Source organism: Pseudomonas sp. S2_E01 (assembly GCF_054668365.1).
Genome location: NZ_CP162762.1, coordinates 4348128 through 4371635 on the forward strand (window position 1 = coordinate 4348128; position 23508 = coordinate 4371635).

The following is a 23508-nucleotide window of genomic DNA, read 5'->3' on the forward strand; positions in this document are numbered from 1 at the left end:
AGAACCACCCTCCACCCCCCGCGGTCTCTGAAAGAACACCTTCAGAGCACACGCCGCCGGCATGGGAACCTCCCCCGACTACGCAAAGCACTGGTTCACTACTCGCGGCTGGAAGCCTTTCGCCTTTCAGAAACAAGTGTGGGCCGCCGTCAAACAGGGCCAGTCGGGATTGCTGCACGCCAGCACCGGCGCCGGTAAAACCTACGCAGTGTGGTTCGCCGCGCTCAACCGATTCGCCTCTGCCCTCGCTGCCGTGGAAAAACCCCGTAAACGCAAACCACCGGCCGAACCGCTGACGGTACTGTGGATCACGCCCATGCGCGCTCTGGCCGCCGACACCGCCCGGGCACTGGAAGCGCCGCTGGCGGATTTGCAGATTGCATGGAGCGTCGGCCTGCGCACAGGCGATACCAGCAGCAGTGAACGTGCACGCCAGAGCCGGCGCCTGCCCACTGTGCTGATTACCACACCGGAAAGCCTCACGCTGATGCTGGCCCGCGCCGACTCGCACACCGCCTTATCGACCTTGCGCATGGTCGTGGTTGACGAGTGGCACGAATTGCTCGGCAACAAGCGCGGCGTTCAGTTGCAACTGGCTCTCGCCCGTCTGCGGCGGTGGAACCCGCAACTGATCGTGTGGGGCATTTCCGCGACGCTCGGCAATCAGGCCCACGCCGAACAGGTTTTGATCCCACAGGGTGGCGGGGTCAGCGTCCAGGGCCAGAGCAGCAAGACGTTGCAGGTCGACACCCTGCTGCCGCCCGCCATCGAGCGCTTCCCTTGGGCCGGCCACATTGGCTTGAAGATGTTGCCCCAAGTCGTGGTAGAGGTTGAATCGAGCCCCAGCAGCCTGGTGTTCACCAACACCCGCGCGCAATCAGAGATCTGGTACCAGGCGCTCCTGGACGCACGACCGGATTGGGCCGGGTTGATTGCCCTGCATCACAGCTCGTTGTCACGGGAGACCCGCGACTGGGTGGAGGGGGCGCTCAAGAACGGTCAGCTCAAAGCCGTGGTTTGTACCTCCAGCCTGGACCTGGGTGTAGATTTTTTACCGGTGGAACGGGTGCTGCAAATCGGTTCCGCCAAAGGCGTGGCGCGCCTCATGCAGCGGGCGGGCCGCTCTGGCCATGCACCGGGGCGAGTGTCACGGGTGACATTGGTGCCCACCCACAGCCTGGAACTGATAGAGGCCGCCGCGGCAAAGGACGCCGTCGCGCAGCGCCGCATCGAGCCTCGGGAATCGCCGTATAAACCACTGGATGTGCTGGTGCAACATCTGGTCAGCATGGCGCTGGGCGGTGGATTTCTGCCCGATGAGCTGTACGAAGAAGTTCGAACGGCCTGGGCTTACCGCGACCTCACCCGCGAAGATTGGGCTTGGGCGCTTGCGTTCGTACGTCACGGCGGGCTTTCCCTGACAGCCTATCCGGATTACCGCCGGGCCGAACCGGATGAACAGGGCGTCTGGCGTGTACCGGATGCGCGACTGGCTCGGCGCCATCGCATGAGCATCGGCACGATTGTCAGCGACGCAAGCATCCATCTGAAGTTCTGGAGCAAGGGCGGTGGCGGCAAGCAACTGGGCAGCGTGGAGGAAGGTTTCATCGCCCGGCTCAAACCCGGTGACGGCTTTCTCTTTGCCGGGCGCCTGCTGGAACTGGTCCGCGTGGAAAACATGACCGCCTACGTCAAGCGCAGCACGGTGAAGAAAGCCGCGGTGCCGCGCTGGAACGGCGGGCGCATGCCGCTTTCCAACGAACTGGCGCAGGCGGTGGTCGCACGCTTCAGTGCTGCGGCGCAAGGCGAGTTCAGTGGCCCGGAAATGCAGGCATTGCGACCACTGCTGGAGGTGCAACAACGCTGGTCAGGATTGCCGACTACAAATAGTCTGCTGGCCGAAACCCTGAAATCACGCGAAGGCTGGCACCTGTTTCTCTACCCCTTTGCCGGACGCCAGGTACACCTGGGGCTGGCCAGTCTTCTGGCGTGGCGCGTCAGCCAGCAGCAGCCCGTGACGTTTTCCATTGCGGTCAATGATTACGGACTGGAGCTGCTGAGCGCGACCTATGTGGAATGGTCACGTTTCCTTGATTCGTCCCTGCTCAGTCCCGACCATTTGCTGCACGACGTGCTTGCCAGCCTGAACGCCGGTGAGCTGGCGCTGCGGCGATTTCGCGAGATCGCGCGGATAGCCGGGCTGGTGTTCGCCGGCTATCCCGGTGCGCCCAAGAGCACGCGTCAGGTCCAGGCTTCCAGCGGCTTGTTCTATGAAGTGTTCAAGCAATACGACTCAGGCAACCTGTTGCTGGCGCAAGCCGGGGAAGAAGTGCTGCGCAATGAACTGGATATCGACCGCCTGGAACAGACGCTGACGCACATCAGTCGCTTGCGACTCGATGTGCATGCAGTCAAACGCCCCACGCCCCTCGGCTTCCCTCTGCTGGTGGAACGCATGCGCGAGAGCATGAGCTCGGAAAAACTCGCTGACCGCATAAGACGCATGGTCAGCGACCTTGAGAAAACTGCCGAGACCGGAAAAGCCTGATGAACACGCCCTACCCCGTACGACTGGCTGGCGAGGAACTATGGCTGCTGCCGGAAAAAGCCCTGTACTGGCCGGCACAGGAGGCGTTGCTGATTGCCGACGTCCACTTCGGCAAGGCCGCCGCCTATCGCAGCCTCGGCCAGCCGGTGCCCCAGGGCACCACTTCAAGCAACATCGCCGTGCTCGATGCGCTCCTGGCCGCCCTGCCGTGTCGCCAGTTGATTTTCCTCGGGGATTTCCTCCACGGCCCCGGCTCCCATGCCGACGCCACACTCAACGCCCTGGCCCTGTGGCGCGCACGACAGCGCGACCTGCCGATGACGTTGATTCGCGGCAACCACGACAAACGGGCGGGCGACCCACCGGCTTCACTGGACATTCGCGTGGTGCCGGAGCCGATGTTGTTGGGACCGTTTGCCCTGCAACATGAGCCCACACCCCATCCCCAACGGCATGTGCTGGCCGGTCATGTGCATCCGGTGTATCGACTCCAGGGACGTGGCCGACAGCGCTTGCGCCTGGCGTGCTTCAGGTTTGGCGAATGCGTCAGCCTGCTGCCCGCGTTTGGCGCCTTTACCGGGGGGTATCAGGTGGAGCGGGATGAGCGGAGTCGAATATTCGTTATCGGCGATAACGAGATATGGCCCGTCGGTGATTCTCTGTAGGAGCGAGCTTGCTCGCGATAGCGATATGTCAGAAGTATCCACGGTGACTGACACTCCGCTATCGTGAACAAGCTCGCTCCAACAGGGGGCGCGGCTACGCCACAGGCGCAGGAGGCGGCTCATCCGGCAGTGTTGGCTCACCGGGTTCGGTGGGTTGTTCGTTGGGTGTGTCGGGGTCAGGCTGACCGGGGATGCCCCCTGCCATGCTGATCGGAGGATGTGCCAATAAGGACCAGGCCAAAACGCCAACCTGATTGGGCTCAAGCCTTGCCAGTTCGGCACTTATTCGCGGATCGATCTTCATAGAGCACTCCTGAGCAAAGGCCCGGCGCACTGTGGGAGCGCCGGGCAGTACACCCAATAGAGTGTCTACCCGCTCAGGAATTCCCGCGAACTGGACGAAAGGATCAGGTGCGCGGCAGGGTTACACCGCGTTGGCCCTGATATTTGCCGCCACGGTCCTTGTACGAAACTTCGCATTCTTCGTCGGATTCAAGGAACAACATCTGCGCCACACCTTCGTTGGCGTAGATTTTCGCCGGCAGGTTGGTGGTGTTCGAGAACTCGAGGGTTACGTGACCTTCCCACTCCGGTTCCAGCGGGGTGACGTTGACGATGATGCCGCAGCGGGCATAGGTGCTCTTGCCCAGGCAGATGGTCAATACGTTGCGCGGGATGCGAAAGTATTCGACGGTGCTGGCCAGCGCGAAGGAGTTCGGCGGGATGATGCAGACATCGCTTTCGATGTCGACAAAGCTGCCGGCGTCGAAGTTCTTCGGGTCGACGATGGCCGAGTTGATGTTGGTGAACACCTTGAATTTATTGGTGCAGCGCACATCGTAGCCATAGCTGGACACGCCGAAGGAGATCACCCGACTGTCGCTCTCGCCGCGCACCTGGCGCTCGACGAAAGGCTCGATCATGTTGTGTTCCTGCGCCATGCGGCGAATCCACTTGTCCGATTTGATGCTCATGGCGATGTCCTGAAATAGCGAGGGTGAAAAATCTGTCCGGCATCTTACCGGGGCCGCGCCCCGGGTTCAAAGTCCGGGCGCAATTCTCGGCGATCCAGTGCAAAAGTGGGGGCATTACGCCATTGCGGCGCACCGTCAGTCACGAAAACCCAGAAACCTTCGCAAGAAGCATTGGCACGTTCCAGAAAAAGGGTTAAGGTGGCGCCACTGTGCTGCTTGTGTCACTGAGAATCTCTACACGATATGTTGAATTTCGATCCAACCATCTACAAGAATTTTTCCTGCTCTTTGCACTCAGTCTCGACCAGGGTTCTTCCTGAGTCGCAGTTATCTTTGTTCAAGGAGTTACACCATGTCTAATCGCCAAACCGGTACCGTTAAGTGGTTCAACGATGAAAAAGGCTTCGGCTTCATCACTCCACAATCCGGTGACGACCTGTTCGTTCACTTCAAAGCTATCCAATCCGACGGCTTCAAAAGCCTGAAAGAAGGCCAACAGGTTTCTTTCATCGCTACCCGCGGTCAGAAAGGCATGCAAGCTGAAGAAGTACAAGTTATCTAACTTGTCCTTGCTTTAGTAAAAAGCCCCGCCCTCAAAAGCGGGGCTTTTTTGTGCTCGAGTGTTTTCGTCGGGCAAAAAAAAATCGCGACCATTGGGTCGCGATTTTTTTGTTTGAGTGGCCTACCAGGTCACGCCAAACCCTGCCGTGTAACGTGTCTTGTCCAGATCGGCGTCATTGGTGCCGTCGATGATGTCACGCTCGGCCTTGAGGTTGAGCGACGCCCAGTCCGTGACCTTGTAGCGCAGGCCCATTTCGGCATCCAGCGCGTATTCGGCCACGCCGGACAGAGGCTTGCCCACTTCGCCGTTGGTGAAGAACTCGACTTTCTTGCCAATCAGGTAGCGGTTGTAGTCCCACTTCATGGCCACGGAGTAGAAGTTCTCCTTGCTGCCATCATCAAATTGATAGTCGGTGCGGTTGATCAGCGAACCGAGCGAGAACGCACCCAGTTCATCATCCCAGAACTGGTAACCAGGACCTGTGCCGACGGTGCGCTGGCGCGACAGCTCTTCCACCTTGTCACGCTTGTAGACAAGTCTGCCCTGCCAGAACCATTTGTCGGTGAGGAAGCGATCCAGGGAGTATTCGGCGCGCCAGTTGTCCGTGGTCACCACGTCATCCTGGAACTCGCGGTTGTATTCGCCTTCGGCGATATGACGCCAACGGCCATGACGTGCGGTGGTCTTGAAGTCGATGTCGTAGTCATCGGTGTCTTTTTCGGCACGCTGGTAATCCAGCGCCGCGTCGATGTTGCCCTTCCACACCAGGTCCTCGACAACAGGCTTGGGCTTGAGGATTTGCTGGATACTCGCCAATTCAACGGTCTTCGGTCCATCGCCGTTGGCGAGGGTAACCTTGCCGTCTTCCGCCGACTTCAGCGACTTGGCTTTCTCGCCGGTGTAGGCGTCCTGCTTGACCAGCAATTGCTGATCGCTCTCCAGGGTTTTCACCTGTTTCCAGTCGATCGGCACCGCTCCGGCGTACTCGGTCTGGATCAAGAGTTTGCCGCCATCGAACAAGGTGATCTTGCCGCTCAGCTTGTCACCATTCTTTAACCAGACGGTATCGGCGAGCAGGGGTGTGGAAGCACCGAGGACAGCGAGGCACAGCAGAGTTCTGGAAACCATAAGCAAAATAAAGGCTCAAGTTTGCGAAAAAAGTCGGCATTATCCGCAGGGATAAGACCCTAGCAACGACTGACCCGACGTTTTCTATTGAGTTCATTTCTCAATTGCCGATCAGCGCATTACCCTACGAACGGTGATGTGAATCTTTTTCAGGAAGCACGACGTGGCCGAACCCACCGCCGAAACCGAAAGCGCTGCGCAAATCCGACGCACGGCGCTCTATCTGACTCTGGCTCAAGTCCCGAAGGGCAAAGTGGTGAGTTATGGTCAGCTTGCTGAGCTGGCAGGGCTGGGACGCGCGGCGCGCTGGGTCGGCCGGACCTTGAGCCAACTGCCCGCTGACACCAAGCTACCCTGGCACCGGGTGATGGGCGCGGGCGGCCGGATCAGCCTTCCTGCGGGCAGCCCTTCAGGTGATGAACAGCGGGCACGATTACGCGACGAAGGCATCAGTGTCCTGAATAATCGTGTTGATATTCAGCGTCATGGCTGGCGCCCGGTAGAGCACAGCGGTTAGAGTGCGCGCTTTGTTTCCGAATTTTGAGGCAGACTTCAGCCCATGCCCCGTAAAACCTGGCGCGCCGCGCTTGCTGCCTATGCCAGCCCTTCGACACTTGTGCTGCTGTTGCTTGGTTTCGCCGCCGGCCTGCCTTACATGCTGGTGTTTTCGACGCTGTCGGTCTGGTTGCGTGAAGCCGGTGTGGCTCGCGAAACCATCGGCTATGCAAGCCTGATTGGCCTGGCCTACGCCTTCAAATGGGTCTGGTCGCCGCTCCTCGACCAATGGCGCCTGCCGCTGCTCGGCAAACTCGGCCGTCGACGCTCGTGGCTGGTGCTCTCGCAAGCGCTGGTGATCCTGGGCCTGATCGGCATGGGATTCTGCGACCCACAAAAACACCTCTCCTGGTTGATCGCCATCGCAGTAGTCGTGGCCTTTGCCTCGGCGACGCAGGACATTGCAGTCGACGCCTATCGCCTGGAAATCGCCGATGACAGCCGCCAGGCTGCGCTCGCTGCCAGCTACATGTCCGGTTATCGAGTGGCGGCACTGCTGGCTACGGCCGGTGCGCTGTACTTTGCCGAGGGTTTTGGCTCCACGGGCTTCAATTACAAGCACTCGGCATGGGCCGGCACTTACCTGCTGTTTGGCGCACTGATGGTGCCGGCGCTTTTGACCTCGCTGTTCATGCGCGAGCCGCCGGTGCCGTTACGCACACAACTTCAGGCCGGGCGCTACAGCTTCGTGCATCAACTGGCCTCGGTCTTCGTGTTGATCGTGCTGCTGGTTTCCGTGCCGGCAACCTTTACGCAGCTGTACAACACAGACTTCGCCAGTGTGCTGTTCGGCGGTGTCAGCGTGCTCGACCTGCTGCTCGAAGATCGCGCGTTCCTGCGTGCCATCCTCTACGTCACGCTCACCGCCCTGTGCCTGTCATCCATGGGACGCCGTGGCCTCGCGCCGGTACTGACGCCGGTCAACGACTTCATCCTGCGCTACCGCTGGCAAGCGCTGCTGCTGCTCGGGCTGATCGCCACGTATCGGATGTCGGACACGGTCATGGGCGTGATGGCCAACGTTTTCTACATCGACCAGGGTTTCACCAAGGATCAGATCGCCAGCGTCAGCAAGATCTTCGGCCTGATCATGACCCTCGTCGGCGCCGGCATGGGCGGCCTGCTGATCGTGCGATTCGGCATCCTGCCGATCCTGTTCATCGGCGGCGCTGCGTCAGCGGCGACCAACCTGCTGTTTCTGATGCTCGCCGACATGGGCGCCAACCTGAACATGCTGATCGTGACCATTTCCCTGGACAATTTCAGCTCGGGCCTGGCGACGTCGGCATTCGTCGCCTACCTGTCGAGCTTGACCAACCTCAAGTTCTCCGCCACTCAATACGCCTTGCTCAGCTCTATCATGTTGCTGTTGCCGCGCCTGATCGGTGGTTACTCAGGGGTCATGGTGGAAAAGTTCGGTTATCACAATTTCTTCCTGATCACCGCGCTGCTCGGTGTTCCGACGCTGGTTTTGATTGCCCTGCACTGGTTCCAGGAGAGCCGCCGCGAAGGTCCGACACCTACGCCCGAGCCCGCCCCCACGCAAGTCGCAGAAGAATCCTGAGGCTTATACGCAACAAGCATTGCAACGGGCGCGCAGATTCCCGGCCGCCCGCCATGCCAGCGACCGTACGCCTGTACGTCAGCGGAACACGCCCGTACAATGCCCCGTCATTTCTCGTCATCAGCAATCGATAGCGGCCAACCATGCGCACCAGTCAATTTTTGCTTGCCACACAGAAAGAAACGCCTTCCGATGCGGTCGTGATCAGCCATCAGCTGATGCTGCGCGCTGGCATGATCCGCAAACTCGCCTCCGGCCTGTACACCTGGCTGCCGATGGGCTTGCGAGTGATGCGCAAGGTCGAGGCCATCGTGCGCGAAGAAATGAACGCCGCTGGCTCGCTGGAAGTGTTGATGCCGAGCACCCAACCGGCTGAGCTGTGGCAGGAATCCGGTCGTTGGGAAGAATACGGCCCCGAACTGCTGCGCTTCAAGGATCGCCACGGTCGTGACTTTTGCGCCGGCCCGACCCACGAAGAAGTGATCACCGACCTGATGCGCAACGAGTTGAGCAGCTACAAGCAGCTGCCGATCAACCTGTATCAGATCCAGACCAAATTCCGTGACGAAATCCGTCCACGCTTCGGTTTGATGCGCGGCCGCGAATTCATCATGAAGGATGCCTATTCGTTCCACGCAGACCTGGCGTCGCTGCAGGTCACCTATGACCGCATGCACCAGGCCTACTGCAACGTGTTCACGCGCCTGGGCCTGAAATTCCGTCCGGTTGAAGCGGACAACGGTTCCATCGGCGGCGCCGGCTCCCACGAGTTCCACGTGCTGGCCGAGTCCGGTGAAGACGACATCGTGTTCAGCAACGGTTCCGACTACGCGGCGAACATCGAAAAAGCCGAGGCCGTGCCACGGGAAACATCCCGCCCAGCGCCAGCCGAAGAGCTGCGTCTGGTGGACACCCCGGACACCAAGACCATTGCCGCACTGGTGGAAAAATTCAATCTGCCGATTGAAAAGACCATCAAGACCTTGATCGTGCACGCCGAAGAAGAAGGCAAGCTGATCGCGCTGATCATCCGCGGCGATCACGAACTCAACGAAATCAAGGCCGCCAACCAACCAGGCGTGGCCAGCCCGCTGGTCATGGCCAGCGATGCCGAACTGCGTGACGCCATTGGCGCCGGCGCCGGCTCGCTCGGCCCGTTGAACCTGCCACTGCCGATCATCATCGACCGCTCCGTCGAGTTGATGAGCGATTTCGGTATTGGCGCGAACATCGACGACAAGCACTACTTCGGCGTGAACTGGGAGCGCGACCTGCCGGTTCCGACCGTGGCCGACCTGCGCAACGTGGTCAGCGGTGACCCAAGCCCGGACGGCAAGGGCACCCTGGAAATCAAACGCGGCATCGAAGTCGGACATATCTTCCAGCTGGGCAACAAGTACAGCCAGGCGATGAAGTGCGAAGTGCTGGGCGAGAACGGCAAGCCGGTGACCCTGGAAATGGGCTGCTACGGCATCGGCGTATCCCGCGTGGTCGCCGCCGCCATCGAGCAGAACAACGATGACAAAGGGATCATCTGGAGCGACGCCCTGGCGCCGTTCCAGATCGCCCTGGTACCGCTGCGCTACGAAACAGAGCAGGTTCGCGAAGCCACCGACACGTTGTACGCGCAACTGACCGCCGCCGGCTTCGAAGTGCTGCTGGACGACCGCGACAAAAAAACCAGCCCGGGCATCAAGTTCGCGGACATGGAGCTGATCGGCATTCCTCACCGGATCGTGGTCAGTGACCGCGGTCTCGCCGAAGGCAACCTGGAATACAAGAGCCGTACCGAGGCCGAGCCGCAAGCGCTGCCGGTCGCTGACGTGCTGTCGTTCCTTCAGGCCCGTATCCGCCGCTGAAACCAGATAGAGACGTCATGTTCAAGCGAAACACCTTAGGCCTCGGTGGCGCCGCCCTGTGCGGCGCCCTGCTGGTCAGCGGCTGTGCCAACCACATGTCGCAACGCAGCGAGCACGAGGAACGTGTCGAGCGCAAACTGCTCGACCACCGCCTGCAGATCGATGTCGGTGAGCCCAAGGTGCTTGAGCTGCCGCAACGCCGGGTGAAGATCCACGAGCAGAAGACCTTCGAAGTCACCGAGTTCGAAGTGACGCGGCGTTACGATCGCTACACGCCTTACCAGCCCTGGCGGGAAGTCTACGAGATTCCGTTGGGCGCGGTGGCTGTGGTGGCCGGCGTCGGCGCGAACGTGGTCAACGTGTTCGCCCTCGGCAACCTGCCTGATAGTGTTACCAAGGACTGGTTCAGCTACGGCATCGCCGGGCTCAACCCGTTCATGAATGCGCCGTCCCATGGCCGGGCGCAGCAGAACCTCGCCGGCATCGACGAAGTCCAGCGCGACAAGCGCACCGAGTACTCGAGCCTGCCGTGGAGCGAGCGCCCCGTTGAGGTCAAGGCGGGCAAGGAAACGTTCGAGCTCAGTACCGACAAGAACGGCGTATTGCGCCTGAACCTGCTGGACAGCCCGTTCGCCGAGCGCGACATCAATCACCTGACGCGCTTGCTGATCAGCGTCGAAGACAGCCAGGACGACGTCCACACCGACTCGTCTCTGGCTGTCAGCAGTTCGCTGCGCGGCAAGCTGCTGGAAGCCCACGGGCTGATTTACGACGACCTCGAAGACGGTGAAGTGAGCCAGTGGGTGCACCGGGTCAAGCGCCTGTCGGAGCTGGGCCTGGAAGAAGAAGCCAGCGAGCTGGAGCAGAGCCTGATTGAACTGACGCGCAACGATCCCGAATTGCAGACCGAGTTCATGAAGTCACTGGCCAGGGATGGTGGGCGGTTGGTGGCGGATCCTGGGGTTAACTAACCCCTAAAAAACATCGCGGGCAAGCCCGCTCCTACAGGAGATCGGTGAAACCTGTAGGAGCGGGCTTGCCCGCGATCAGGCCCCGAAGAGCACCGCAAGTCTACCGTTCAAACAACTCCATCTGCTCAAAACCGCCCCGCAAATCCTCCAGCCGCACTCCAATCCCCAACAACCGCACGGGCTTGCCACCGCGATTGAATGCCTGGGTCAGCAACAGCTGAAAACTGCCCAGGTCCCGCCCTGCCCCGGCCTGTTCCATGGTGGTCTGAGTGAAGTCATGAAACTTCACTTTGACGAACGGCTTGCCCGGTCGATAGCTGCTGTCGATCCGCGCCATGCGTCCGGCCAGTGTTTCCATCAATTCGGGCAATTTGGCCAGGCAGCTCTTAAGATCCGGCAAGTCCGTGTCGTAGGTGTTTTCGACGCTGATCGACTGACGCCGACTGTCGTTGTGTACCAACCGCTCATCAATCCCTCGGGCAAGGCTCCACAGTCGCTCGCCAAAACTGCCGAATTCGCGCACCAGGGCCAACTTGTCCCATTCGCGCAGTTGAGAACAATCGACAATACCCAGGCGGCTCAGTTTTTCGGCGGTCACTTTACCGACGCCGTGCAACTTGCTGACGGGCAATCCACTGACAAAGTCATCGACCTGATCGGGTGTGATGACGAACAAGCCATTGGGTTTCTTCCAGTCGCTGGCAATCTTGGCCAAAAACTTGTTGGGCGCAACGCCCGCCGAGACCGTGATGTGCAACTGGTTGGAAACCCGTCGACGAATGTCCTGGGCGATACGCGTGGCACTGCCATTGAAGTGGGCGCTGTCGGACACGTCCAGATAAGCCTCATCCAGGGAAAGCGGTTCGATCAGATCGGTGTAATCGCGAAAGATCGTGTGAATTTCCTTCGACGCTTCCCGGTAGGCGTCCATACGGGGCTTGACGATCGTCAGGTCTGGACAAAGCTTCAGCGCATGTCCGGACGACATGGCCGAGCGCACGCCATAGGCCCGGGCCTCATAGTTGCAAGTGGCAATCACCCCGCGCCGATCCGCCGAGCCACCCACCGCCAGGGGTTTGCCGGCCAGGCGCGGATCGTCACGCATCTCGATGGCGGCGTAGAAGCAGTCACAATCGACGTGGATGATTTTTCGCTGAGTCATGGAAAAGCAGTGTTCATGGCGGAGAAAAGAAGACAAGGCCTCACGGGTTGGCAGTATCTCACCGACAACTGTATATAGCACCAGTAGTCTGAATGTTCTTTCTGATCGGTGGGAAAATTCGCAGATGAATTTATTTTTTCAATCAAAAGATCGCCACCAATAGAGCTGAAACCCTTGCTCCTGCGGCCCCTGCGCCCTTAACACCGTTTACCAGCCAAGCTAACCAATTGAACCAAAACGGGTTTTTTATTGCTTGAGGGTTGACACACCCGCGTTCCTCTGTAGAATGCCGCCTCACAGACGCGGGATGGAGCAGCCTGGTAGCTCGTCGGGCTCATAACCCGAAGGTCGTCGGTTCAAATCCGGCTCCCGCAACCAAACATCAAAAAAGGTCATTCGAAAGAATGGCCTTTTTTGTGCGCGCCTGTTTTCTGCCCTACACGATAAATCGTTCTGATTCCGAAACTTAAGCCAGCCCTGCGACCGTTTGCCGCTTTTCAGCACTTATTTGACTCAGCGGCATATTAACGGTTGACACCCTGTCGTTCTTCTATAGAATGCCGCCTCACAGACGCGGGATGGAGCAGCCTGGTAGCTCGTCGGGCTCATAACCCGAAGGTCGTCGGTTCAAATCCGGCTCCCGCAACCAACATCAAGAAAGGCCACTCGAAAGAGTGGCCTTTTTTGTGTCTGTTGAAAAAGTCCTTTCGCAACAATGACCTGTCATTCTTCTATGATGCGCTCACCGATAACGCCCTGCTGGGATCAGGCTATCCTGATGTGCAGGTCCAACGTGTAAGCCAGATGACACGCCATCGCCGAACAGCGGTGAGAAGCGTTAAAATTTGTGATTATTTTTTTCTACAGGGATTGGTTACTTGGCTGGATACCCCCATCCTGTCGCGCACAATCCAAGAGGTGATTGATGCGCGCCAACTCGTCTGATCCACAAGACCCCGTCACCGCGACACAACCTATCAAGGCCGAGCGTTTGCGCCTGCTTGATCTGGTCAGCAAGTATCGTCAGCCGATCGGCCTGGCGATCACCTTGCTGTTGTTCGCGATCGCGCTGATTGCCTGTCGCCACCTGCTGAGCGAACTCGATCTGTACGCTCTGCACGATTCGATTCTCGATATCCCCAAACCTGCTTTACTGGGTGCATTCGCGGCGACTGCGGTGGGCTTCGTGATTCTGCTGGGTTACGAATGGTCGGCCAGCCGATATGCCGGTGTGACGCTGGCACCACGCATCCTTGCGCTGGGCGGCTTCACGGCCTTCGCCATCGGCAACGCCATCGGCCTGTCGATGCTCTCCGGCGGCTCGGTCCGCTATCGGTTGTACGCGCGTCATGGCCTGGGCGCGGCAGATGTCGCGCGCATGACGCTGTTTGCCAGTCTTTCTCTCGGCTGCGCGTTACCACCGCTGGCAGCGTTGGCCACATTGAGCAACCTGTCAGGTGCTTCCACGGCCCTGGGTCTGTCCCAGACTCTGCTCGGTTCGGTTGCCCTCGCGGTTCTGCTGCTCTTCTGCGTACTGGCCATTGGAGTTTATCGCCGTCGCCTTGCCGAGCAACCTTTCAGGGACAGCCTGCTGGTCAAGATCGGCCGCCGTACGTTGCGCTTGCCCGGCCGTCGCCTGACCTTCCTGCAACTGGTCATTACCGCGCTCGACGTGGCCGCCGCCGCGACGGTGCTCTATCTGTTACTGCCGGAGGCGCCGCCTTTCGGTGCGTTCCTGCTGGTGTATCTGCTGGCACTCGCTGCCGGGGTACTCAGTCACGTCCCCGGCGGCGTTGGCGTGTTTGAGGCTATCCTGCTGGCCGCGTTCGCCGACAAACTCGGCGCCGCGCCGCTGGCCGCCGCCCTGCTGCTCTATCGCCTGATCTACGTGGTGTTGCCATTGCTGGTGGCGAGCCTTCTGCTGTTGATCAACGAAGGTCAGCGCCTGTTCCAGACCCGCCAGTCCTTGCGCGCAGCGTCCGGCCTGGCGGCCCCCATCCTCGCGGTGCTGGTATTTCTGTCTGGCGTGGTGCTCCTCTTCTCCGGCGTGACCCCGGAAATCGACACGCGCCTGGAACACATCGGTTTTCTGATCCCGCACAGACTGGTCGATGTTTCGCACTTCGGTGCCAGCCTGGTTGGGGTGCTATGCCTGTTGCTCGCCCAAGGCCTGCGGCGGCGTCTGTCCGCCGCGTGGATGCTGACCACCATTCTGTTGCTGGTGGGTGCGGTGCTGTCGCTGCTCAAGGGCTTTGACTGGGAAGAAGCCAGCCTGATGACCCTGACGGCCGCACTGCTCGGTGTATTTCGCCGCTCCTTCTATCGCCCCAGTCGCTTGACCGAATTGCCGTTTTCACCGCTGTTTCTGGTGGCAAGTCTGTGCGTGCTCGGCGCTTCGATCTGGCTGCTGCTGTTCGCCTACCAGGACGTGCCCTACAGCCATCAACTGTGGTGGCAGTTCACCCTCGACGCCGACGCCCCCCGTGGCCTGCGATCGCTGCTTGGCGCCGCTGTGCTGTTGATGATCGTTTCCCTGACCTGGCTACTGCGCACCGCGCGCCCGATCATCCACCTGCCGACGTCTGAAGAACTGGAACGTGCACACAAAATCCTCATGGCCTCGGCCCAACCGGACGGCGGACTGGCGCTGACCGGTGACAAGGCGTTGCTGTTCCACCCCAACGACGAGGCGTTCCTGATGTATGCCCGTCGCGGGCGCAGCCTGGTGGCCCTGTACGACCCGATCGGCCCGACCCAGCAACGGGCGGAAATGATCTGGCAGTTCCGCGACCTGTGCGACCTGCACCACGCTCGTCCAGTGTTCTATCAGGTGCGTGCGGAGAACCTGCCGTACTACATGGACATCGGCCTGACCGCGATTAAGCTCGGTGAAGAAGCCCGGGTCGATCTGCAGCGCTTCGATCTCGAAGCCAAGGGCAAGGAGATGAAGGACCTGCGCTACACCTGGAACCGAGGCACACGCGACGGCCTGTCGTTGGAAATCTTCGAACCGGGCCAGGCGCCGATGGATGAGCTCAAGGTGATTTCCGATGCCTGGCTGACCGGCAAGAACGTGCGCGAGAAAGGGTTCTCCCTCGGTCGTTTCAGCGATGACTACCTCAAATATTTCCGCGTCGCGGTGATTCGCTTCGAAGGGCGCCCGGTGGCATTCGCCAACCTGCTCGAGACCTACGGCCATGACTTGGCCAGCCTCGACCTGATGCGTGCCCACCCCGACGCCCCCAAGCTGACCATGGAGTTCATGATGGTCGGCCTGATCCAACATTATAAGAGTCACGGATACGCGCGTTTCAGCCTGGGCATGGTTCCCCTGTCGGGGCTGCAACCCCGTCGCGGTGCACCGCTGACCCAGCGCCTGGGCTCGATGGTCTTCCGCCGTGGTGAGCAGCTCTACAATTTCCAAGGCTTGCGCCGCTTCAAAGACAAGTTCCAGCCTGACTGGGAACCCCGTTATATGGCCGTACCCGCCGGACTCGATCCGCTGGTAGCCTTGGCCGACACTGCCGCCCTGATTGCGGGCGGCTTGACTGGATTGGTGAAACGCTGATGATTCAACGCTCCTTGCGCTACGTTTTGGGCACGCTGATCGTGCTGGCCCTGATCCTCGGTGGCGGATACTGGTACCTCAAACGCCCGGCGCCAGAACCGACCCTCGAACAACTGACTGCGGCCGACGGGACCGTCCTGACCCGCGTCATCCCCGGCAACACGCCCCGCGCACAAGTGCTGGTGGCGGTGACCGAAGAACAGAAACTCAACGACAAGCAACTGACCACGCTCAGCCGCAGCGGCTCGGCGCAGATCGTCCAGGTGATCCTGCCCAAGGAATGCCTGCTGCAAAGCCGCGCCCTGCAAACGGGCCTGCGCGAGCTCAAGGGCCCAGCGACCCTGGTCAGCGGCATTGGCCCCGGCGCCGTGCTGGCCTGGCGCTGGTTGTCGGAACAGAAAGACGACAAGGCCCAGGCCGTTTCCGTTGATCTGGCGCTGGAAAAACCCGGCTGCACGCACCTGCTGCCGAAAAGTGCCTCCCACGGCCACTGGCTGGTGGCGTGGAACGACAACCCGGACGACGCGAGCGCGGGCTTCGTGCGCGATCAACCGAACGCAGAAACCAGCATCAGCGACTACGACATCAACCTGCCGCAAGTGCTGAACAACGAACTGCGCAAAATCCTCGTTGGCGGCGACAAGGAAGCCGGCGGCCTGCAGATCCCAGTGGTCGAAGTACCGGCCGGCCAGGCGAAAGACACCGTCACCCTGTTCCTTTCCGGCGACGGCGGCTGGCGCGACCTGGACCGCGACGTGGCCGGCGAAATGGCCAAGATCGGCTATCCGGTGGTCGGCATCGACACCCTGCGCTACTACTGGCAGCACAAGAGCCCGGAGCAAAGCGCCCTGGACTTGACCGAACTGATGCAGCACTACCGGCAGAAATGGGGCACCAAGCGCTTCATCCTGACTGGCTACTCCTTCGGCGCCGACGTCCTGCCCGCCATCTACAACCGCCTGCCGGAGTCGGAGCAGCAGCGCGTCGATGCAATCATCCTGCTGGCCTTCGCCCGCACCGGCAGCTTCGAAATCGAAGTCGAAGGCTGGCTCGGCAACGCTGGTAAAGAAGCCGCCACCGGCCCGGAAATGGCCAAGCTGCCGGCTGAAAAAGTGGTGTGCATCTACGGCGAAGAAGAAACCGACGAAAGCGGCTGCACCGACAAAACCGCCGTGGGCGAAGCGATCAAACTGCCTGGAGGCCACCACTTCGACGAAAACTACCCGAAACTGGCCCAACGCCTCGTCGACGTGATCGAGAAGCGCCAGACCAAGGTGGCCGAAGAGTAATCCTGTAGGAGCGAGCATGCTCGCTCCTACAGACGCCTTACCGCCAGGCCGTAAACCTCTTCATCCCGCCGTGCCCCAACCGCAACGATCAGCACCTGGATCGCCATGCCATCTACGCGATAGACGATCCGCGTATCGCCCGTCCTGATGCGTCTGCAACCTGCAAGACTGGCCCTCAACGGCTTGCCGCTCTTGTCCGGCTCACCGTGGATAATTCGCTCTTCGATGACATCAAGAATACGATTCGCCGCGACCGCCCCCAATGAATCCAGATCCTTCCGGACTTCCGGGTGATAGATAACACCCCAAACCATCCACAGCTCCTTTAGTCCTTCTTGGCGTACCGTGCCCGCATCGCGTCATGGCTTACTGCCTTGGCTGGGTCAAAACCGCTGAGCCGTTCCCTCGCAGCGGCCTCAATCCGAAGGTCTTCAAGTTCGTCGAGCATTTCCTGATAGGCATCGACGTTGATGATGACCGCCGCTGGTTGGTTGTCCTTGAAAATCACCAGGCGCTCAGTGGCGCGGCTGGAGATGTCCTTGAGCCTTGCGCTGAACCCCCTGACCATCGCAGTGACCGATATGGCCTGGTCCGCGCGCTCTAGTAATGCCGTCATGTTTGCCTCTCTTTGCTTACGCGAATTTCCACGCACAATTATGCATAGAGTATCGCGCTGAATATCGCGCATCGCAAGCGAGACGCCCGAGCTTGCATGGGCGCAACGAAGGGTGCGTTTATTTCCGACATCAAAATATCGGATGACGCCCCAGGACCTTGTAGGCCAACTCCGAATCTCGCTTTTGGGGCACTTTGATGTCTGTTGCGCTTGTTTTTGACGGGATAGTTTCGGTTCGATCCCATTCCCTGTAGGAGCGAGCATGCTCGCGATGGAGGCCGGGGCACCGCGGGGTATCAGGCTGCCCGTGTCATCGTTGAAGACCATCGCGAGCATGCTCGCTCCTACAGGGAATGTACGTCACCCAACAAAAAGCCCCCGTTACCGATGAGGCAACGGGGGCTTTTTGTTGGGGAGCAAGCGCTACATCTCCACCTGCGTCCCCAGCTCGATCACCCGGTTCAGCGGCAGGTTGAAGAAGCGCAGGTTGCCATTGGCGTTCTTCAACATAAAGGCGAACAAGCCCTCGCGCCAGCGGGCCATGCCTTCCAGTTTGGAGGCGATGACGGTTTCGCGGCTCAGGAAGTAGGTGGTGCGCATCGGGCTGAAATCCAGGTCTTCGAGGTGGCACAACTTCAGCGCCTGCGGCACGTCCGGTTCGTCTACGAAGCCGAAGTGCAGGATCACCCGGAAGAAGCCTTCGCCGTGGGCTTCGACCTCGAAGCGCCGGGTGGGCGGCACTCGTGGGATGTCCTCGTAGACCACGGTCAGCAGCACCACCTGCTCGTGCAGCACCTGGTTGTGCAGCAGGTTATGCAACAGCGCGTGGGGCACGGCGTCCGGGCGAGCCGTGAGGAACACGGCGGTGCCCTGGACGCGGTGCGGAGGTTGCACACGGATGCTGGCAATGAAGATTGGCAAAGGCAGCCCGCCTTCGTCCATACGCTCCACCAGCAGCTGCTTGCCGCGCTTCCAGGTGGTCATCAATATGAACAGGGCGATACCGGCAATCACCGGGAAGGCGCCGCCCTGGACAATTTTTGGCACGTTGGCGGCGAAGTACAGGCCGTCCACCAGCAGGAAACCGAGCAGCAACGGGACCGCCAGCAGCGGTGGCCATTTCCACAGCAAGAGGATCACGGCGGATACCAGGATAGTCGTCATCAACATGGTCCCGGTCACCGCCACGCCATAGGCCGAGGCCAGGGCACCGGACGATTCAAAGCCGAGCACCAGCAGGACGACGCCCACCATCAGCGACCAGTTCACCGCACCGATGTAGATCTGGCCCTGTTCGGCGCTTGAAGTGTGCTGGATGTGCATGCGCGGGATGTACCCCAGCTGAATGGCTTGCCGGGTCAGGGAAAAGGCGCCTGAAATCACCGCCTGCGAGGCAATCACCGTGGCCAGGGTCGACAGGCCGACAAGCGGGATCAGCGCCCAGCTCGGCGCCAACAGATAAAACGGGTTGCGCGCCGCCTCCGGATCACCGAGCAGCAATGCGCCCTGACCGAAGTAGTTGAGCACCAGCGCCGGCAGCACCAGGATGAACCAGGCACGGGCAATCGGCTTGCGGCCGAAGTGGCCCATGTCGGCGTACAGCGCTTCGGCACCGGTCAGCGCCAGCACCACCGCCCCGAGGATCGCTACACCCATGCCTGGATGGACAATGAAGAACCGCACGCCCCATATCGGGTTCATTGCCTCCAACACCTGCGGGTATTGCAGGATCCCGTAGACGCCCAGCGCCCCCAGCACTACAAACCAGGTGACCATGATTGGCCCAAAAAGGATGCCGATGCGCGCCGTACCGTGGCGCTGGATCAGGAACAACGCCACCAGCACGATCAGCGAGAGCGGCACCACCCAGTGGTCGATGCCATCGAAGGCCAGCCCCAGCCCTTCAATCGCCGACAGCACGGAAATCGCCGGGGTGATCATGCTGTCCCCGTAAAAAAGCGCCGCACCGATCAAGCCGCAGACCACCAGCAAGGTGCGCAGCTTCGGGTGCCCGGCCGCCGCCCGACGAGCCAGGGCGGTCAAGGCCATGATTCCGCCCTCGCCCTGGTTGTCCGCACGCAGGACGAACATCATGTACTTGATCGAGACGACCCAGATCAGCGACCAGAAAATCAGGGCGAGGATGCCCAACACGCCATCATGGGTGACGGGTACGCCATAGCCTCCGGAAAACACTTCCTTGAGGGTGTACAACGGGCTCGTACCGATATCGCCGTAAACCACCCCGACTGCCGCAACCAACATGCCGATCGGCTTTGCGGCCGAATGCCCGGCGTCTGCCGCGTGAGTACTTGCCTGCCCCATCCACCACCCCTAAAACCCAGACTGAACCGAAGAAGCGCCATGCCCTGCATGCAGCATCGGATATTTTACGTGTTGTTACAGACGTTTTCTTGACTGTAAAAATCGCTAAAGCGTAAAGGCGCGAAGCATAGCGCAGCACTCGTCGTTTTTCCCTGCATAAAGCTGGTCAAGCGCGCGTACCATCGCTAGAATTGCGCACTTTTTGATCAGAGGCGCCCAAGCGCCCGTCTGTCGCCCGCCCTGAAGGCCGGGCAGCACCTATACCGAGGTTAGACATGTCCACCACTCCTGCGCCAGCGAATCCAAAAGTTGGCTTCGTATCCCTGGGTTGCCCGAAAGCACTGGTCGACTCCGAGCGCATCCTGACCCAGCTGCGCATGGAAGGGTATGACGTCGTGTCCACTTACCAGGATGCTGATGTGGTGGTGGTCAACACCTGCGGCTTCATCGACTCGGCCAAGGCCGAATCGCTGGAAGTGATCGGCGAAGCCATCAAGGAAAACGGCAAGGTGATCGTCACCGGCTGCATGGGCGTGGAAGAAGGCAACATCCGCAACGTGCACCCAAGTGTGCTGGCAGTGACCGGTCCGCAGCAGTACGAGCAAGTGGTCAACGCGGTGCACGAAGTCGTGCCACCCAAACAGGACCACAATCCACTGATCGACCTCGTGCCACCACAAGGCATCAAGTTGACCCCACGCCACTACGCGTACCTGAAGATTTCCGAAGGCTGCAACCATAGCTGCAGCTTCTGCATCATCCCGTCGATGCGCGGCAAGCTGGTCAGCCGTCCGGTGGGTGACGTGCTCGACGAGGCCCAGCGCCTGGTCAAATCCGGGGTCAAGGAGCTGCTGGTCATTTCGCAAGACACCAGCGCCTACGGCGTCGACGTGAAATACCGCACTGGTTTCTGGAACGGCGCGCCGGTGAAAACCCGGATGACCGAACTCTGCGAAGCCCTCAGCACCCTCGGTGTCTGGGTACGTCTGCACTATGTTTATCCATACCCGCACGTCGACGAGCTGATCCCGCTGATGGCCGCCGGCAAGATCCTGCCGTACCTGGACATCCCGTTCCAGCACGCCAGTCCGAAAGTACTGAAGTCGATGAAGCGTCCAGCCTTCGAAGACAAGACCCTGGCGCGTATCAAGAACTGGCGTGAAATCTGCCCGGACCTGATCATCCGCTCGACTTTCATCGTCGGCTTCCCCGGCGAAACCGAAGAGGACTTCCAGTACCTGCTCAACTGGCTGACCGAAGCCCAGCTCGACCGCGTCGGCTGCTTCCAGTATTCGCCGGTGGACGGTGCCCCGGCCAACGACCTGGACCTGGAAATCGTTCCGGACGAGGTCAAGCAGGATCGTTGGGAGCGCTTCATGGCACACCAGCAAGCCATCAGCTCGGCGCGCCTTGCAATGCGCATCGGCCGTGAAATTGAAGTGCTGGTCGATGAAGTCGACGAGCAAGGCGCAGTCGGCCGTTGCTTCTTCGATGCCCCGGAAATCGACGGTAACGTCTTCATCGACAACGGCAGCAACCTCAAGCCTGGCGACAAGGTCTGGTGCAAAGTCACCGACGCCGACGAGTACGACCTCTGGGCCGAACAGATCTAAGCGCAAAAAAGTCGAAAAGCCCCGCTCTCTGCACGAGATGCGGGGCTTTTTTACGGCTATCGTATGGAGAGAAAGGACACGCACTCTCCACTGCCAAAGGGGCCTCTGGCCATGCGCCAACATTCGGTCATCCACACGCCGAAACAAAGTGATTACCTGGAGTTGACCCGAGTCTGGGAAGACTCTGTCCGCGCCACCCATGATTTTTTGCCCGACAGCTACATCGAGCTGTTGAAGGATTTGGTGCTGACCCGCTACCTCGACGCGGTGATGTTGATCTGCACCCGGGATTCACGCCAGCGCATCACCGGGTTCGCCGGGGTTGCGGCAGGCAAGATCGAAATGCTGTTCATCGACCCGGCGCACCGTGGCCAGGGCCTGGGCAAGCAGTTGCTGCGCTACGCCTTGGATCACCTGAACGCCGATGAGCTGGACGTCAACGAGCAGAACCCGCAAGCGCTGGGGTTCTACGTCAAGCAGGGTTTCGAGGTGATTGGCCGCTCCGAGGTCGATGGCATGGGGCAGCCGTACCCGCTGCTGCACATGCGACTGCGCCAGCCCGAGCAACTGACGCGCAAGGCCTGACACACGGTTTCCCCTGTGGGAGCGGGCTTGCTCGCGATAGCGCTGTGTCATTCAACGAATCAATTGACTGCACTACCGCCATCGCGAGCAAGCCCGCTCCCACAAAAGGCAGGTACAATGCCCACCCCTTTTTTGTTACGGCCCTGTCATGACTGACCCGATTCGCCTCTCCAAACGCCTCATTGAACTGGTCGGTTGCTCCCGTCGGGAGGCTGAGCTGTTCATCGAGGGCGGCTGGGTCACCGTGGACGGCGAGGTCATCGATGAGCCGCAGTTCAAGGTCGGCACCCAGACCGTTGTGCTCGACCCCGAGGCCAAGGCCACGGCGCCGGAACCAGTGACCCTCTTGCTCAACGTCGAACCGGGCATGGACGTGGAAACCGCCATGGCGACCCTGGGCGCCGAGACCCTGAGCGCAGAACATCGCTTCGGCAAACGACCCTTGCGCGGGCATTTTCTGCGCCTGACCGCCAGCGCCGACTTGCAACCCAATGCCAGCGGCCTGCTGGTGTTTACCCAGGACTGGAAAATCCTGCGCAAGCTCACTGCCGACGCCGCGAAGATCGAACAGGAATATGTGGTCGATGTCGAAGGCGACATGATCGAGCACGGCCTGAACCGCTTGCAGCACGGCCTGACTTACAAAGGCAAGGAACTGCCGTCGGTCAAGGCCAGTTGGCAGAACGAAAACCGCCTGCGCTTTGCCCTGAAGAACCCCCAACCGGGCGTGATCGCCCTGTTCTGTCAGGCCGTTGGCCTGAAGGCTGTCGCCATCCGCCGTATTCGCATCGGCGGCGTGTCCATCGGCAAAGTGCCGCTGGGCCAATGGCGTTACCTGTCGGGCAAAGAGAAGTTCTAACACTTCTCAAGCCCCCAACATTCCGGCACCGCCTCAAGCGCGCTGCCCACTGCCGATATCAGGATTGCACACCATGATTCACAACGACGTACTGCGCAGCGTGCGCTACATGCTCGACATCAGCGACAAGAAAGTCATCGAGATCATCAAGCTTGGCGGCATGGACGTGGCGCTTGATGACCTGAAGGCGTACCTGGACAAGAAGGAAGAAGACGAAGAAGGCTTCGTTCGCTGCCCGGACGAGGTCATGGCGCACTTTCTCGACGGTCTGGTGATCTTCAAGCGTGGCAAGGACGAAAGCCGTCCGCCGCAGCCGATCGAAGTACCGGTCACCAACAACATCATCCTGAAAAAGCTGCGCGTGGCGTTCGAGCTCAAGGAGGATGACATGCACGCCATCCTCAAGGCCGCCGAGTTCCCGGTGTCCAAGCCGGAGCTGAGCGCGCTGTTTCGCAAGTTCGGCCACACCAACTACCGCCCGTGTGGCGACCAGTTGCTGCGCAACTTTCTCAAGGGGCTCACGCTGCGCGTGAGAGCGTAAGGCAGCCTTAAGCTGCAAGCTGCAAGCTGCAAGCTGCAAGCTGCAAGCGTGTTCTTGCGGCTTGAAGCTTAAAGCTTGCAGCTGGGCCGAATGGCCCCCCCATTCCGCGCAAAAATAGTCCCTG

The 23508-nt window shown here is 60.3% G+C and carries 21 protein-coding genes and 2 tRNA genes; 16 read left to right on the plus strand and 7 right to left on the minus strand.

The genetic code is table 11. The features are described from left to right. Positions 1-61: 61 nt before the first annotated feature. Positions 62-2548, plus strand: coding sequence for a ligase-associated DNA damage response DEXH box helicase (locus tag AB4O36_RS20205; RefSeq protein ID WP_460140110.1), 2487 nt, complete (start codon positions 62-64; stop codon positions 2546-2548). Continuing rightward, the gene (gene pdeM, locus AB4O36_RS20210) at positions 2548-3213 is read left to right on the plus strand and encodes a ligase-associated DNA damage response endonuclease PdeM (RefSeq protein ID WP_460140111.1); all 666 of its coding nucleotides are present in this window, start codon (positions 2548-2550) and stop codon (positions 3211-3213) included. The genes AB4O36_RS20205 and pdeM overlap by 1 nt, the downstream gene beginning before the upstream one ends. Positions 3214-3307: 94 nt before the next feature. On the opposite strand, the gene AB4O36_RS20215 is transcribed toward pdeM, so the two are convergent. Both AB4O36_RS20215 and dcd read right to left on the minus strand, forming a co-directional pair. Beyond that, positions 3308-3517 carry a hypothetical protein gene (locus AB4O36_RS20215; protein ID WP_017336784.1) on the minus strand — a complete coding sequence of 70 codons (210 nt, stop codon included), beginning with the start codon at positions 3515-3517 and terminating at the stop codon, positions 3308-3310. 103 nt (positions 3518-3620) lie between these two features. Continuing rightward, positions 3621-4187 (minus strand): dCTP deaminase, encoded by a 567-nt coding sequence (dcd, locus tag AB4O36_RS20220; RefSeq protein ID WP_192302454.1) that lies wholly within the window; start codon positions 4185-4187, stop codon positions 3621-3623. A 352-nt stretch (positions 4188-4539) separates the two neighbouring features. Here dcd and AB4O36_RS20225 point away from each other — a divergent pair, with 352 nt between their 5' ends. Next, positions 4540-4749, plus strand: a complete 210-nt coding sequence (locus AB4O36_RS20225) for a cold-shock protein (protein WP_002554837.1) — start codon at positions 4540-4542, stop codon at positions 4747-4749. Positions 4750-4869: 120 nt separating this feature from the next. Here AB4O36_RS20225 and AB4O36_RS20230 read toward each other — a convergent pair whose 3' ends face one another. Next, positions 4870-5877, minus strand: a complete 1008-nt coding sequence (locus AB4O36_RS20230; RefSeq protein ID WP_460117432.1) for a DUF481 domain-containing protein — start codon at positions 5875-5877, stop codon at positions 4870-4872. Between the two features lie 163 nt (positions 5878-6040). Between AB4O36_RS20230 and AB4O36_RS20235 the strand changes: the two genes are divergently transcribed. The 4 genes from AB4O36_RS20235 (at position 6041) to AB4O36_RS20250 (ending at position 10826) form a co-directional block, all read left to right on the plus strand. Then, the gene (locus AB4O36_RS20235; RefSeq protein WP_460117434.1) at positions 6041-6394 is read left to right on the plus strand and encodes an MGMT family protein; all 354 of its coding nucleotides are present in this window, start codon (positions 6041-6043) and stop codon (positions 6392-6394) included. A 42-nt stretch (positions 6395-6436) separates the two neighbouring features. Next, positions 6437-7996: an AmpG family muropeptide MFS transporter gene (locus AB4O36_RS20240; RefSeq protein WP_460117436.1), complete on the plus strand. Its 1560-nt coding sequence runs from the start codon at positions 6437-6439 to the stop codon at positions 7994-7996. Positions 7997-8139: 143 nt separating this feature from the next. Beyond that, positions 8140-9855 (plus strand): proline--tRNA ligase, encoded by a 1716-nt coding sequence (locus tag AB4O36_RS20245; RefSeq protein WP_460117438.1) that lies wholly within the window; start codon positions 8140-8142, stop codon positions 9853-9855. Between the two features lie 17 nt (positions 9856-9872). Continuing rightward, the gene (locus tag AB4O36_RS20250) at positions 9873-10826 is read left to right on the plus strand and encodes a hypothetical protein (RefSeq protein ID WP_460117440.1); all 954 of its coding nucleotides are present in this window, start codon (positions 9873-9875) and stop codon (positions 10824-10826) included. A gap of 100 nt (positions 10827-10926) precedes the next feature. Here AB4O36_RS20250 and dinB read toward each other — a convergent pair whose 3' ends face one another. Beyond that, entirely contained in the window at positions 10927-11988 is a 1062-nt protein-coding gene (dinB, locus tag AB4O36_RS20255; RefSeq protein ID WP_460117442.1) for a DNA polymerase IV, read from the minus strand. Between the two features lie 301 nt (positions 11989-12289). On the opposite strand from dinB, the gene AB4O36_RS20260 reads away from it, so the two are divergent. From AB4O36_RS20260 to AB4O36_RS20280, 5 genes are all read left to right on the plus strand, one after another. Continuing rightward, positions 12290-12366, plus strand: a tRNA-Met gene (locus AB4O36_RS20260). Positions 12367-12560: 194 nt separating this feature from the next. Continuing rightward, a tRNA-Met gene (locus AB4O36_RS20265) sits at positions 12561-12637 on the plus strand. A 35-nt stretch (positions 12638-12672) separates the two neighbouring features. Next, on the plus strand, positions 12673-12933 hold the full coding sequence (locus tag AB4O36_RS20270) for a hypothetical protein (RefSeq protein WP_460117444.1): 261 nt from the start codon (positions 12673-12675) through the stop codon (positions 12931-12933). Further along, a complete protein-coding gene (mprF, locus tag AB4O36_RS20275; protein ID WP_460117446.1) occupies positions 12914-15556 on the plus strand; it encodes a bifunctional lysylphosphatidylglycerol flippase/synthetase MprF in 2643 nt (880 codons plus the stop codon). Before AB4O36_RS20270 ends, mprF begins: the two co-directional genes overlap by 20 nt. Next, entirely contained in the window at positions 15556-16845 is a 1290-nt protein-coding gene (locus tag AB4O36_RS20280; RefSeq protein WP_460117448.1) for a virulence factor family protein, read from the plus strand. The genes mprF and AB4O36_RS20280 overlap by 1 nt, the downstream gene beginning before the upstream one ends. Before the next feature lie 26 nt (positions 16846-16871). Here the strand turns inward: AB4O36_RS20280 and AB4O36_RS20285 are convergent, their stop codons facing one another. The 3 genes from AB4O36_RS20285 to AB4O36_RS20295 form a co-directional block, all read right to left on the minus strand. After that, on the minus strand, positions 16872-17159 hold the full coding sequence (locus AB4O36_RS20285) for a type II toxin-antitoxin system RelE family toxin (RefSeq protein WP_460140112.1): 288 nt from the start codon (positions 17157-17159) through the stop codon (positions 16872-16874). A gap of 11 nt (positions 17160-17170) precedes the next feature. After that, complete coding sequence (locus AB4O36_RS20290; protein WP_460140113.1) at positions 17171-17461, minus strand: type II toxin-antitoxin system Phd/YefM family antitoxin; 291 nt, start codon at positions 17459-17461, stop codon at positions 17171-17173. Between the two features lie 423 nt (positions 17462-17884). Further along, positions 17885-19786 carry a potassium transporter Kup gene (locus tag AB4O36_RS20295; RefSeq protein WP_460117454.1) on the minus strand — a complete coding sequence of 634 codons (1902 nt, stop codon included), beginning with the start codon at positions 19784-19786 and terminating at the stop codon, positions 17885-17887. Between the two features lie 275 nt (positions 19787-20061). On the opposite strand from AB4O36_RS20295, the gene rimO reads away from it, so the two are divergent. The 4 genes from rimO to AB4O36_RS20315 all read left to right on the plus strand — a co-directional run bounded on the left by rimO (position 20062) and on the right by AB4O36_RS20315 (position 23384). Continuing rightward, positions 20062-21399, plus strand: coding sequence for a 30S ribosomal protein S12 methylthiotransferase RimO (rimO, locus tag AB4O36_RS20300; RefSeq protein ID WP_460117456.1), 1338 nt, complete (start codon positions 20062-20064; stop codon positions 21397-21399). 111 nt (positions 21400-21510) lie between these two features. Then, the gene (locus AB4O36_RS20305; protein ID WP_460117458.1) at positions 21511-21984 is read left to right on the plus strand and encodes a GNAT family N-acetyltransferase; all 474 of its coding nucleotides are present in this window, start codon (positions 21511-21513) and stop codon (positions 21982-21984) included. 148 nt (positions 21985-22132) lie between these two features. Then, positions 22133-22843 carry an rRNA pseudouridine synthase gene (locus AB4O36_RS20310; protein ID WP_460117460.1) on the plus strand — a complete coding sequence of 237 codons (711 nt, stop codon included), beginning with the start codon at positions 22133-22135 and terminating at the stop codon, positions 22841-22843. Between the two features lie 73 nt (positions 22844-22916). After that, positions 22917-23384: a YehS family protein gene (locus tag AB4O36_RS20315; protein WP_460117462.1), complete on the plus strand. Its 468-nt coding sequence runs from the start codon at positions 22917-22919 to the stop codon at positions 23382-23384. Positions 23385-23508 lie beyond the last annotated feature (124 nt).

Excerpts from the sequence above, each read along its gene's own strand:
- AB4O36_RS20280 (WP_460117448.1), top strand. The coding sequence starts at position 15,556 with ATGATTCAACGCTCCTTGCGCTACGTTTTGGGCACGCTGATCGTGCTG.
- AB4O36_RS20250 (WP_460117440.1), top strand. The coding sequence starts at position 9,873 with ATGTTCAAGCGAAACACCTTAGGCCTCGGTGGCGCCGCCCTGTGCGGC.
- AB4O36_RS20295 (WP_460117454.1), bottom strand. The coding sequence starts at position 19,786 with ATGGGGCAGGCAAGTACTCACGCGGCAGACGCCGGGCATTCGGCCGCA.
- AB4O36_RS20230 (WP_460117432.1), bottom strand. The coding sequence starts at position 5,877 with ATGGTTTCCAGAACTCTGCTGTGCCTCGCTGTCCTCGGTGCTTCCACA.
- AB4O36_RS20205 (WP_460140110.1), top strand. The coding sequence starts at position 62 with ATGGGAACCTCCCCCGACTACGCAAAGCACTGGTTCACTACTCGCGGC.
- rimO (WP_460117456.1), top strand. The coding sequence starts at position 20,062 with ATGTCCACCACTCCTGCGCCAGCGAATCCAAAAGTTGGCTTCGTATCC.
- AB4O36_RS20285 (WP_460140112.1), bottom strand. The coding sequence starts at position 17,159 with ATGGTTTGGGGTGTTATCTATCACCCGGAAGTCCGGAAGGATCTGGAT.
- pdeM (WP_460140111.1), top strand. The coding sequence starts at position 2,548 with ATGAACACGCCCTACCCCGTACGACTGGCTGGCGAGGAACTATGGCTG.
- AB4O36_RS20245 (WP_460117438.1), top strand. The coding sequence starts at position 8,140 with ATGCGCACCAGTCAATTTTTGCTTGCCACACAGAAAGAAACGCCTTCC.
- AB4O36_RS20305 (WP_460117458.1), top strand. The coding sequence starts at position 21,511 with ATGCGCCAACATTCGGTCATCCACACGCCGAAACAAAGTGATTACCTG.
- AB4O36_RS20215 (WP_017336784.1), bottom strand. The coding sequence starts at position 3,517 with ATGAAGATCGATCCGCGAATAAGTGCCGAACTGGCAAGGCTTGAGCCC.
- AB4O36_RS20290 (WP_460140113.1), bottom strand. The coding sequence starts at position 17,461 with ATGACGGCATTACTAGAGCGCGCGGACCAGGCCATATCGGTCACTGCG.
- AB4O36_RS20240 (WP_460117436.1), top strand. The coding sequence starts at position 6,437 with ATGCCCCGTAAAACCTGGCGCGCCGCGCTTGCTGCCTATGCCAGCCCT.
- mprF (WP_460117446.1), top strand. The coding sequence starts at position 12,914 with ATGCGCGCCAACTCGTCTGATCCACAAGACCCCGTCACCGCGACACAA.
- AB4O36_RS20315 (WP_460117462.1), top strand. The coding sequence starts at position 22,917 with ATGATTCACAACGACGTACTGCGCAGCGTGCGCTACATGCTCGACATC.
- AB4O36_RS20225 (WP_002554837.1), top strand. The coding sequence starts at position 4,540 with ATGTCTAATCGCCAAACCGGTACCGTTAAGTGGTTCAACGATGAAAAA.
- dcd (WP_192302454.1), bottom strand. The coding sequence starts at position 4,187 with ATGAGCATCAAATCGGACAAGTGGATTCGCCGCATGGCGCAGGAACAC.
- dinB (WP_460117442.1), bottom strand. The coding sequence starts at position 11,988 with ATGACTCAGCGAAAAATCATCCACGTCGATTGTGACTGCTTCTACGCC.
- AB4O36_RS20310 (WP_460117460.1), top strand. The coding sequence starts at position 22,133 with ATGACTGACCCGATTCGCCTCTCCAAACGCCTCATTGAACTGGTCGGT.